The sequence below is a fragment of the Streptomyces sp. NPDC017991 genome, from assembly GCF_044328075.1.
GTDB lineage: Bacteria > Actinomycetota > Actinomycetes > Streptomycetales > Streptomycetaceae > Streptomyces.
On record NZ_JBIRGP010000009.1, the window covers coordinates 354,981 to 366,919 of the forward strand.

At 71.8% G+C, this 11,939-nt stretch carries 8 protein-coding genes; 5 read left to right on the forward strand and 3 right to left on the reverse strand.

Annotated features, from left to right (window positions below; all coding sequences use genetic code 11):
- Positions 1–42 precede the first annotated feature (42 nt).
- Positions 43–2,628, forward strand: a complete 2,586-nt coding sequence (locus ACH4DZ_RS26965) for a bifunctional FO biosynthesis protein CofGH (protein ID WP_398289896.1) — start codon at positions 43–45, stop codon at positions 2,626–2,628.
- Between the two features lie 119 nt (positions 2,629–2,747).
- On the forward strand, positions 2,748–3,323 hold the full coding sequence (locus ACH4DZ_RS26970; protein ID WP_398289897.1) for a hypothetical protein: 576 nt from the start codon (positions 2,748–2,750) through the stop codon (positions 3,321–3,323).
- A 74-nt stretch (positions 3,324–3,397) separates the two neighbouring features.
- Here ACH4DZ_RS26970 and ACH4DZ_RS26975 read toward each other — a convergent pair whose 3' ends face one another.
- Complete coding sequence (locus ACH4DZ_RS26975) at positions 3,398–3,859, reverse strand: ATP-binding protein (protein WP_398289898.1); 462 nt, start codon at positions 3,857–3,859, stop codon at positions 3,398–3,400.
- A gap of 190 nt (positions 3,860–4,049) precedes the next feature.
- Between ACH4DZ_RS26975 and ACH4DZ_RS26980 the strand changes: the two genes are divergently transcribed.
- Positions 4,050–7,439 carry a BREX system ATP-binding domain-containing protein gene (locus tag ACH4DZ_RS26980; protein WP_398289899.1) on the forward strand — a complete coding sequence of 1,130 codons (3,390 nt, stop codon included), beginning with the start codon at positions 4,050–4,052 and terminating at the stop codon, positions 7,437–7,439.
- Between the two features lie 301 nt (positions 7,440–7,740).
- On the opposite strand, the gene ACH4DZ_RS26985 is transcribed toward ACH4DZ_RS26980, so the two are convergent.
- Together ACH4DZ_RS26985 and ACH4DZ_RS26990 are read right to left on the reverse strand one after the other, a co-directional pair.
- Positions 7,741–8,241 (reverse strand): DUF2165 domain-containing protein, encoded by a 501-nt coding sequence (locus ACH4DZ_RS26985; protein ID WP_398289900.1) that lies wholly within the window; start codon positions 8,239–8,241, stop codon positions 7,741–7,743.
- A gap of 104 nt (positions 8,242–8,345) precedes the next feature.
- Entirely contained in the window at positions 8,346–9,221 is an 876-nt protein-coding gene (locus ACH4DZ_RS26990; protein WP_398289901.1) for a hypothetical protein, read from the reverse strand.
- A 90-nt stretch (positions 9,222–9,311) separates the two neighbouring features.
- Here ACH4DZ_RS26990 and ACH4DZ_RS26995 point away from each other — a divergent pair, with 90 nt between their 5' ends.
- Entirely contained in the window at positions 9,312–10,097 is a 786-nt protein-coding gene (locus tag ACH4DZ_RS26995; RefSeq protein WP_398289902.1) for an SDR family oxidoreductase, read from the forward strand.
- Positions 10,098–10,270: 173 nt separating this feature from the next.
- Positions 10,271–11,836: a sodium:solute symporter family protein gene (locus tag ACH4DZ_RS27000; protein ID WP_398289903.1), complete on the forward strand. Its 1,566-nt coding sequence runs from the start codon at positions 10,271–10,273 to the stop codon at positions 11,834–11,836.
- Positions 11,837–11,939 lie beyond the last annotated feature (103 nt).

Below are 11,939 nucleotides of genomic sequence, written 5' to 3' on the forward strand. Positions count from 1 at the left end.
CACACCAGTAGTGCCTGATCACTGCGATCGTATGCTCGAAGGATGACGACTTCCGCGACCTCCGGAACCGGGCCCACCGAGAACGCCATGCGCCGCGCCCTCAAACGCGCCCGCGACGGCGTCGCCCTCGACGTCACCGAGGCCGCCGTGCTGCTCCAGGCGCGCGGCGCCGACCTGGACGACCTGACCGCGTCCGCCGCCCGGGTGCGTGACGCGGGCCTGGCGGCGGCGGGCCGCCCCGGCGTGATCACGTACTCGAAGAGCGTCTTCATCCCGCTCACCCGGCTGTGCCGGGACAAGTGCCACTACTGCACGTTCGTCACCGTCCCGGGCAAGCTGCGCCGGGCCGGGCACGGCATGTTCATGTCCCCGGACGAGGTGCTCGACATCGCGCGCAAGGGCGCCGCGGCGGGCTGCAAGGAAGCCCTGATCACCCTCGGCGACAAGCCCGAGGACCGCTGGCCCGAGGCCCGCGAATGGCTCGACGCGCACGGCTACGACGACACGATCGCGTACGTACGGGCCATCTCCATCCGCATCCTGGAGGAGACGGGCCTGCTGCCCCACCTCAACCCCGGTGTCATGTCGTGGACCGACTTCCAGCGGCTCAAGCCCGTCGCGCCGAGCATGGGCATGATGCTGGAGACGACCGCGACCCGCTTGTGGAGCGAGCCGGGCGGCCCCCACCACGGGTCGCCGGACAAGGAGCCGGCCGTCCGGCTGCGCGTCCTCGAAGACGCCGGCCGCTCCTCCGTCCCCTTCACCAGCGGACTGCTGATCGGCATCGGCGAGACGTACGAGGAGCGCGCGGACTCCCTCTTCGCGCTGCGGCGGGTCTCCCGGGCCTACCACGGCATCCAGGAACTGATCATCCAGAACTTCCGCGCCAAACCGGACACGGCGATGCGCGGTATGCCCGACGCCGAGCTGGACGAGCTGATCGCGACGGTCGCCGTGGCCCGGCACATCATGGGCCCCGCCGCCTGCCTCCAGGCGCCGCCCAACCTCGTCGACTCCGAGTACGCGCGGCTGATCGGCGCCGGGATCGACGACTGGGGCGGGGTCTCGCCGCTGACCATCGACCACGTCAACCCCGAACGCCCCTGGCCGCAGATCGACCTGCTGCGCGAGCAGTCGGCACAGGCGGGCTTCGAGCTGCGCGAACGGCTCTGCGTGTACCCGGAGTTCATCCAGCGGGGCGAGCCGTGGCTGGACCCGCGCCTGCTCCCGCACGTACGGGCCCTCGCCGACCCGGAGACCGGGCTCGCCGTGCCGGACGCGGTCGTGGAGGGCCACCCGTGGCAGGAGCCCGAGGAGGCGTTCACGTCGTCGGGGCGCACGGATCTGCACGCGTCCATCGACACCGAGGGCCGTACCTCCGACCGGCGCGAGGACTACGACCACGTGTACGGCGACTGGGAGTCGCTGCGGGAGGCGGCGGCGCCCGGGATGGTCCCGTCGAGGATCGACACGGACGTGCGGGCGGCCCTCGCCACCGCGGCCGACGACCCGACCCGCCTCACCGACGACGAGGCCCTCGCCCTGCTCCACGCGGACGGCCCGGCGCTGGACGCGCTCTGCCGGATCGCCGACGACGTCCGGAAGTCGGCCGTCGGCGACGACGTCACCTACATCGTCACGCGGAACATCAACTTCACCAACGTCTGCTACACCGGCTGCCGCTTCTGCGCCTTCGCCCAGCGCCGCACCGACGCGGACGCCTACACGCTCTCCCTCGACCAGGTCGCAGACCGGGCCGCGCAGGCCTGGGACGTCGGGGCCGTCGAGGTCTGCATGCAGGGCGGCATCCACCCCGACCTGCCCGGCACCGCGTACTTCGACATCGCGCGGGCGGTGAAGGAGCGCGTGCCCGGCATGCACGTCCACGCGTTCTCGCCGATGGAGGTCGTCAACGGCGCCACCCGTACGGGTATGTCCATCCGCGAGTGGCTGGCCGCCGCGAAGGAGGCGGGCCTCGACTCCATCCCCGGCACCGCCGCGGAGATCCTGGACGACGAGGTCCGCTGGGTCCTCACCAAGGGCAAGCTCCCGACGGCGACCTGGATCGAGGTCGTCACGACGGCCCACGAACTCGGCATCCGCTCGTCCTCGACCATGATGTACGGGCATGTGGACCAGCCCCGCCACTGGCTCGGCCACTTCCGCACGCTCTCCCGGATCCAGCAGCGGACCGGCGGATTCACGGAGTTCGTGACCCTGCCCTTCATCCACACCAACGCACCGGTGTACCTGGCGGGGATCGCCCGGCCGGGACCGACGACCCGCGACAACCGCGCGGTGATCGCGATGGCCCGGCTCCTCCTCCACCCCCACATCCCCAACATCCAGACCAGCTGGGTGAAGCTGGGCACGGAGGGCGCTGCCGAGATGCTGCGCTCCGGCGCCAACGACCTCGGCGGCACGCTGATGGAGGAGACCATCTCCCGTATGGCGGGGTCGAGTTACGGCTCGTACAAGTCCGTGAAGGACCTGATCGCGGTGGCGGAGGCGGCGGGCCGCCCGGCGAAGCCGCGGACCACGCTGTACGGGGAGGTGCCGGAGGAGCGGCAGCAGGCCGCGGCGGTCTCCGACGGGCACCTGCCCGAACTGCTGCCGGTCCTGGAGTAGGGGGCCGTGCCCCGGCGCGGGCGGGGCCGCCGGTTCCGGAGGGAGTTCCCCGTCGGAGTAGGATGATCGGACCTCCGACGGGGTGTCTCCGACGGGGTGAGCCAGAGCTGAGGAGATGCGTGCCCGTGCCTGCCCGACGGCTTCCCTCGTGGGCCTGGGTCACCGGTCTGACCGCGGCCGCCCTGGTGCTGGTGGCCGTGCTGGCCGTCAAGGCCGCGGACGGGCCCCAGCCGACCGCGTCGGCGAGCAAGGAGTCGAACAGCCCCTCGGCGAGTGCCAAGCCCTCCGCCTCGCCCGACGAGTCCGCGCCGGTCGCCGTGCCGGACGGCTCCGGGACGGGACGGCGGATCGTCTACTCCCTCGCGCAGCGCCGGGTGTGGCTGGTCGACGCGAGCGACGCGCCCCGGCGCACGTTCAAGGTCTGGCAGGGGACGGTGAGCCCGGACCCCGGTACGTACACGGTCGGTACCCGGCGCGAGGCCGCGACCGGCAGTGACGGTGTGGAGATCGAGAACATCGTCTACTTCGCCGTGGCGTCCGGCGTCAACGTCGCCTTCTCCAATGCCCTCGACGGCTCCTCCCCGCCGCCGCCCGAGTCGGGTGCGACGACGGGCGGCGTCCGGATGAAGACGGCGGACGGGGACGCGGTGTGGAAGTTCGGCACGGCGGGGACGACGGTCGCGGTCGTGAAGTAGCCGGAGGCGGTCGTGAAACAGCCGGAGGCCGCGAGCACCCGGCCACCGCCGCCGTCGCCGCGCGCCTCGGCCGCTCACGGCTTCTGCGAGCGGGGGGCGGGACTGTCGGTCAGGGCGATGTGGGCGGTGACGCGTTTGCCGGCCGGTTCGAGCTGGACGTAGAAGTCCTCGACGACGGCCGCGACGATCTCCAGGCCGTGCCGGCCGATGCGCTGCGGGTCGGAGGCATGGATGGTGGGCCGTACGGGGACGCTGTCCTGCACGGTCACCTCCACCGTGGAGCCCGCGATGCGCAGCTCCATCACGGCGGGCCCAGGGGCGTGTCTGCGGGCGTTGGTGACCAGTTCGCTGACGACCAGTTGGGTGAGGCCCAGGGCATGGGCGGAGACGGCGACGTGCTGCTCGGTGCCCGCGCGGGTGAGGAACTCGGCCGCGAGGCGGCGTGCCGCGGCGATGCACGTGGTGTCACCGCTCAGCCGCATGACAGTGGAGATGACGTGCGCGTCCGACCCGCTGTCACCGCCGACTGACTGCACGACTCCGGCCCGCCTTCGCGTTCGCCCGTCCCGGCCCGGTTCCTGAACACGGTCCGCTCCCTACGACTCTGGCAGCCGCGGGCCGACCGGTCGAGACGGCACGTCGTCCGCCAACTCCTGTTACACCGGGGCCCGGCTGATCCACACTGGGACCCGTACGTGACCCGGCGTGTGGTGAGGAGGCGGACCGGTGGCACAGGCAGGGCCGTCGTGGCAGGAGCTGATCCAGCGGGGCAACCGCACCGGATTCGTGGGGCGGGACGCCGAACGGGCCGCGTTCCTCGCGAACTTCGACCTCCCCGTGGGCGACGCCCGCCGGCGCTTCCGCTTCCATGTGCACGGCACCGCAGGCGTCGGAAAGACGTTCCTGGTCCAGGAGTTGCGGCAGCTGGCACGCGAACGCGGGGCGCTGACCGCGTACGTCGACGAGCGGGCCGGCAGCGTGCCGGAGGCGATGGCCGAGGTGTGCCACCAGTTCGCCGACCAGGGGCGGCGGTTGAAGGACCTGGAGCGGCGGCTCGCCGTGTACCGGGACCGGCGGCACGAGGCGGAGGCCGCCGCCCTCGCCGCCCTGGCAGCGGAGCAGGCGCAGCAGCAGGGACACCAGCAGGGGCAGCCGCCACCGCAGCCGGCGTCCGCCGGGAGCAGGACCGCCGTCGGACTCGGCCTCGCCGCCGTGGAGGCCGCCGTACCGGGCGCGGGCCTCCTCACGAGCGCCCTGCCCGCCGACCTGCTCGCCCAGGGCGCGGACCGCCTGCGCACCGGCCTGAGCGCCCGCTTCCGCAACCCCGACGACATCGAACTCGTCATGTCCCCGGAGAAGGTGCTCACCCCGGTCCTGCTCCGCGAACTGCGCACGGCGGCCTCCGCCACCCCCTGGATCGTCCTGTTCCTCGACACCTACGAAAGAACCGGCCCGTTCCTCGACCCGTGGCTGTACGACCTGGTCACACGCCACGAGGCGGACGGCGGACTGCCCGCCACCGTCCTGGTGGTCACCGCGGGACAGCGCCCCCTGGACACCGCCCGCTGGAGCGGCACGGGCTCCGTGGCGGACGTGCCGCTGGCACCGTTCACCGAGTCCGAGTCACGCGGGCTCCTCGCCGGGAAGGGGGTCGTCGCCGAACCGGTCGTCAAGGAGGTGCTGCGCCTCACCGGCGGCCTGCCCGTCCTCGTCTCGACGCTCGCCGAGACCCGACCCGGCGACCCGGACGACGTGGACGACCCGAGCGCCGGAGCCGTCAAACGCTTCCTGCAGTGGGAGCCCGACGACACCCGCCGCCAGGTCGCCCGCGTCTGCGCGCTGCCCCGGCAACTGGACGCGGACGTCTTCCGGGCCCTGGTCTGCCACCCGGACGGCGGCCCGGACCTGCCGGGGGACCCGGACGAGTTGTACGACTGGTTGACCGGGCTGCCGTTCGTCGGCGAGCGCGGGGCCCGCGTGCGCTACCACGACGTCGTACGCGCCCCGATGCTGCGGCTGGAGCGACGCCGCTCCCGGCGGGAGTGGGCCGCACGGCACCGACGCCTCGCGGAGACGTTCGCCCGCTGGCGCACCGAGGCCGAGGCGGGACGGGAGACCGAGAACCCGTGGACCGACGAGGAGTGGCGCGAACTGCGCCTGGAGGAGACCTACCACCTGCTCTGCGCGCGACCTCCCGCGGCGCTCGGCGCGGCACTGCGGACGCTGGTCGAGGCCTGCCGCGAGGACGCCGTCCTCGGCCGGGCCTGGGCGCGGATGCTGGCGGACGCGGGCCGCGACACGGACGACACCGACCTCACACAGTGGGGCGAACGGCTGGGTGAGGCGCTCGACGACGACACGGCCGGGATCGCCGGCGCGATGGCCCTGCTCCTGGCCCGCCCCGGCCCGGACACGGCGGGCCGGGCCCTCGCGCACACCCTGCGCGGCCGGGAACTGCGCTACGGCGGCGAGCACCGCCAGGCCCTGGAGGAGTACGGCAGGGCCCTGGAGCTCGATCCGCGGCTCGCCTGGGCCCACTACGGCCGCGGCTACACCCACCAGCTGCTGGACGACTTCCCGGCGGCCCTCACCGCCCTCGACCGGGCGGACGAACTGGCCCCCGGCACCGGGTGGATCATCGCCGCGCGCGCGGAGACCTACCGGCTGGCGGGCCGCTTCGAGGAAGCCGTCGCCGACTTCGACCGCGCGGTCGCCCTCGTCCCGGCCGACGCCGATCCGCTCACCGGCCGGGCCGTGACCCGGCACGCGCTCGGGCGCTACGACGAGGCGCTCGCCGACTTCGACCGGGCGCTCGGCATCGAGCCGGACAACGCCTGGGCGCTGGTGCGCAGGGCCCGTCTGCGCCGTACCAGGGGCGAACCGGCCGAGGCGTTCGCCGACTTCGACCGGGCGGTCCGCGTCGCACCCGACGCCGCCTGGGTCGCCTCGGAACGCGGGGACGCCTACCGGCTCGCCGGCCGCCCCGAGGAGGCCGTCGCCGAACTGACCCGCGCGCTCACCCTCGAACCCGCCTACGCCTCCGCCCTGGCGAGCCGCGGCGCGGCCCTGTGCGACCTGGGCCGTTACGAGGAGAGCCTGGCCGACTTCGGCCGAGCCGTCGAACTGCGGCCCGACTACGCGTGGGCGCTGGTGATGACGGCCCGCGTGAAGGACGAACTCGGCGACCGGCCGGCCATGTTCGCGGCCCTGGAGCGAGCCGTCGACACGGCCCCGGACATCGACTGGATCAGTCACGAACTGGCCGTGGAGTACCGCGAGGAGGGCCGGTACGAGGAGGCGGTCGCGGTCTTCGGCCGCGTACTGGACGGGAGCCCGGACGACGAGACCGTGTCGGCCTGTCTGAGCGGCCTGGGCGGCACCCACCTCCTCATGCGGCAGTACGAAGAAGCCTTCCGCCATCTCTCCCGCGCCCTGGCGCTGGGCCCGGACGACGGCTGGACGTACGCCATGCGCGCGCGGGTCTGCCTGGCGACCGGACGGACCGGGCAGGCCCTCGCCGACCTGGACCGCTGCGCCACGCTGGAACCGGCGTCACAGGCGGCCTGGGCGCGCCGCACGGCCATCGAACTCCTGACACAGTGCGACCGCTGGGCGGAGGCGACGACACGACTGTCGGCGGCGGACGACGCGGACGACCTGGACGACCTGCGCTGCGAGGCGCACCGCCATGCCGGACAGTGGCCGCAGGCACGCCTGATGGCTGAACGGCTGCGCGCGAGGGCCCCGATCCCGGGCACCTTCGAACTGGCGATGACGGTGAGCCAGTCGGAGGGCCTGCCGGCCGCGGAGCCCCTCTGGCGGGAACTGGCGTCCTTGGTGGCCGCCGACGCCGAACTGCCCGCCGCGGACAGCGCACTGGGCGACCTGGAACGCACCCAGGCCCGCTGCTTCCTGGCCTGCGCCCTGTCGGACTGGCCGGCCGCGCAGCAGGGCCTGGCCGAATTCCTGGCCCTGCCCCCCGACTGGGACGACCTGGCCACCCTCACCCTGATCCTCAGGGACCTCCGGACAAGCCCCGATGCCGACGCCCGCCGCATAGAGCCCTTGCTGACAGAGACAACAAGATCCCGCGACGAACTCACCCCCGAGCCCTAGGGTGCGCGGGGAACGGCGCGCCGAGCCCCCACCGTCCCGCACCCACCCGACAACGGTCCCGGGGGCCCAGCCCCGTCCGGGGCCGCGGCCCCGTCCAGGGGCGCGGGGAACGGCGCGACACGCCCCCACCGGCCCGCAGCCACTCGACAACGGTCCAGGGCCCAGCCCCGTCCGGGGCGCAGCCCCGTCAAGGGGCGCGGGGAACTGCGCGACCAGCCCCCACCGGCCCGCAGGCCCCCGGACCCCCTGTCCACCCTCCCCGGGCCTCCCCGGCCCTCCCCAGGCCTCCCGGGAGGACCCCCTAGCCGTCCGTTCCCGACACCCGGTCCACGGGAAGGTGGATCACGATCAACACAACCGAACTCAGCAAGAACACCCGCATCGCCGCGTCCAGCCCGTTCCAGTCCTCCGACTGCCACATCGCGAACCACTCGCCACCGATGGCGAGAAACCCCGCGCCGAAGAGCAGCATGAGCATCAACAGCCCCACCGTGGAGGTCCGCCGCGCCCGCACCGCATCGCGCCGAACCCACTGGACCGTGCCCAGGATCAGAACGAGCGCGGCCACCGTCTCCCACACGATGATCGCGACGTACGCCGCGTCCTGAAGCCCCTTCGACTCGACGGCCCGCCACATCAGGTCGTCGTCCTCGAAGGTGGTGTCCATGGCCAGAACGTGCTGGACGAACTGCTGGTTGGTGCCGAAGTCGGTGATGTTCCCGAACGCCACAAGCGTGATGTAGAGCGCGACCGTGCCGGTGAGCAGAGTCGCGGTGACCGGTAGAGCCCGTGCTGCCGCCATCCTCAAGTCCCCTCGCTGTCAGGCGTGTTGTTGAACGGACACCTGACACCTGACACCATCCGCGCCACGCGGACCACCGAATTTCCCTCTCACCGCAACCGCTCTCACCGCAACCGGTCGACGTACCGGTCCGTGCCCGGCACCGTCGGGATGAAGGGCGCCACCAGCTCCACTCGCCCCAGACCCGTCCCGGCCACGGGCGCCTCCAGCCCGGTGAAGTACTCCTCCCAGCAGTCCCGCGGATCCGCCTCCAGGAACCACAGCAGCGTCAGCCGCGTATCGACGCCCTCGACCTGCTTCACGTACGTCATACGGTCGCCGGGCAGCGGGGTCGGGCGGAAGACCGTGACCATGGCGGCGGGGGAGCCCGCGAGCCGTTTCGGCAGCTGCCGGGAGCGCAGCCACTCCAGCAACTCGGCCCGCCCGGCCGGGGATTCGGCGTCGACGACCTGCAGGACGAGGCCCGCGTAAGGATGGTCCAGCGCGTGGAAGTCGCGCGGCCCGGCGGCCCCGTCCCGGTACACCGTGGCCTCGTGGTCCTGGAACGCGGTGAAGACGTGCGTTCGGTCCTGGTAGACCCGGCCGTCCCTGTTCAGCCGCTTGTTGATGCCCACGGTCCACTTCATGTGGTCGTCGTGGCGGCCGTCCGTGACCCAGTACGTCGAGAGGTAGCAGCCGGCGGTGACCGGCTGCGCGACCGCCGAATTCTCGGGACGGCGCAGGAGCTGGAGATCGCGCGTGGCGACCCAGCGCCGCCCCGCGTACATCCAGGGCATCGCCATCGCGCCCGCGTAGTAGTGGTCGTCCTCGTACCACCGGTTGTACGCGTACTCGTGGCCCGGATGCGGCTCGACCATCGTGATCAGGGCATGGCCGGGACGCACCCCGTACGGGCCGACGGCGGCCAGCTCCCCGTACACCTCGCCGCGCGTGCCGGCAGCCGCACCGGCCGTCGGGCCGTCGGGCGTCTCCTCGGGCATGGCGCTCCCCTTCCTCCCTCTTCCTTCCTCTGCCGGACGCACCTACTCTGACGGACCGTCAGGTCGACCGCCAGAGCCGGGAGGACCGCAATGTCACTGCTCCAGGGCAGGACCGTCGTCGTGTCGGGGGTCGGGGCCGGGCTCGGTCACCAGGTCGCGGCGGCCGTCGTGCGGGACGGCGGGAACGCCGTGCTCGGGGCGCGCACCGAGGCGAACCTCGCCAAGGCTGCCGCCGAACTCGACCCGGGCGGCGCGCACACGGCGTACCGGGCCACGGACATCACCGACGAGGGCCAGTGCGACGCGCTCGCGGCGCTGGCCCGTGAGCGGTTCGGGCGGCTCGACGCGGTCGTTCACGTGGCTGCCTGGGACAGCTACTTCGGCGGCCTCCAGGACGCGGACTTCACCACCTGGCAGGCCGTGCTCGACGTGAACCTGCTCGGCACGCTGCGGATGACCCGCGCCTGTCTGCCCGTGCTGAAGGAGCGCGGCGGATCCGTGGTCGTCATCGGCACGCAGTCGTCCGTCGCCGCCCCCTCCCAGGTGCGACAGGCGGCGTACGCGGCCTCGAAGGGCGCGCTGACCAGTGCGATGTACTCCATGGCGCGGGAGCTGGGACCGGACCGCATCCGTGTGAACACCGTGCTCCCGGGCTGGATGTGGGGTCCGCCGGTCGAGGCGTACGTGCAGTTCACGGCGTACACCGAGGGCGTACCGGAGGCCGAGGTGCTGGAGCGGCTGACCTCGCGGATGGCGCTGCCCGAGCTGGCCACGGACTCGGACGTGGCGGACGCCGCGGTGTTTCTGGCGTCGGACCGGGCACGGGCGATCACGGGACAGTCGCTGCTGGTCAACGCGGGGGAGTTGATGCGATAGAGCCCGCATGCCTCGTTCGGTGACCTGATCCAAAATGTTCAGGGACATGAACCGAGGTCAGTAAGCAGAACTATTTTACCTCCCTTTGACCGCACAGGCTGTTGTCGGAGTCATGCCATCGAACCCACGATGAGCGGGCGCTTCACGACCCTGACGATCCTGGGAGAGGGCATATGAACGGTCTCGACTGGGCCGTGCTCATCGGCTACTTCGGCGTGATGGTCGCGATCGGTGTCTGGTCCCACAAACGGGTCGACAACGTGAGCGACTTCTTCACGGCCGGCGGCAAGATGCCGTGGTGGCTGTCGGGCATCTCGCACCACATGTCCGGCTACAGCGCGGTCATGTTCACGGGGTACGCGGCCATCGCCTACACGTACGGCGTCACTTCCTATGTCACCTGGTCCTTCCCGATCGCCATCGGCATCGCGATCGGCGCGAAGGTGTTCGCGCCCCGGCTCAACCGGGTGCGCTCACGACTGCACGTGTCCTCGCCCCTGGAATACCTGAAGAACCGCTACAACCTGCCCACCCAGCAGGCGCTCGCCTGGTCCGGCGTCCTGCTGAAGATCGTGGACGTGGGCGCCAAGTGGGCCGCCATCGCGACCCTGCTGTCCGTCTTCACCGGCGTCTCGCTCAACATGGGCATCCTGCTCACCGGCTTCGTGACCGCGATCTACTGCACGGTCGGCGGCCTCTGGGCGGACGCGCTCACCGAACTCGGCCAGTTCGTCATCCAGTTCATCGCCGGTATCGCGATGCTCGTCGCCGTCATGGCCGAGCTGAACGGCTTCAGCACCCTGTGGAGCGTCTGGGACGAGCCCGCGCTCGACGGGCACACCAAGCCGCTGGCCGGCCCGTACATGATGGTCTTCCTGATCGCGTATCTGTTCATCAAGACCTTCGAGTACAACGGCGGCATGTGGAACCAGGCCCAGCGCTACATGGCCACGGACTCCGCGAAGTCCGCCACGCGCTCGGGCATCCTGTCCGCCTCGCTCTGGCTGGTCTGGCCGGCGGTGCTGTTCTTCCCCATGTGGGTCGCGCCGCTGATCATCAAGACCGACGTACCGGCCGATTCGTACGCGCTGATGGCCGAACACCTGCTGCCGCACGGGCTGCTGGGGCTGGTCATCGTCGGGTTCTTCTCCCACACGATGGCGATGTGCTCCTCGGACGCCAACGCCATCGCGGCCGTCGTCACCCGCGACATCATGCCCGCGGTCTCCCGCAAGGCACGTGAGTGGGACACCCGGATGGGGCTGCTGGCCGCGCGCTGGGCCACGCTGCTCTTCCTCGGTCTGTCGATGGCCATCGCGACCCAGGTCAACTCCGCCTTCTTCGGCGACATCATCACCGTCGTCATCAAGTGGGTGGCCGGCCTGATGGGCCCGATCGCGATCCCGCTGATGCTGGGCCTGCTCCCGTGGTTCCGCAAGAGCGGTCCGACGGCCGCGCTGATCAGCTGGGGCGTCGGCCTCGTCACCTTCTGGCTGGTCAACTACCCGATCAGCTGGAACGTCGACGGCGGGGTCCCGCTCCAGTACCAGGTGTCGATCCCGCTCGCGGTGTCCCTCGTCCTCTACATCCTCATCGGATATGTGCGGCCGGAGGACAGCCCGGAACGGGACGCGCTCATCGCGAAGATCAACAGCGATGACGGCGGTTCCGCCGCCGCGGCGGTACCGTCCCCCGCCGGCCCGGTGGACGACGTACTGGGTACGCCGGTCAAGGACTAGTGCCACGGCACTGGCACCGAACCGCGCGCACGACGCGTGCGTACGACGCGTGGATACGACCGTGAGGGTGGCCGCTTCCTGACGAGCGGCCACCCTCACTCGT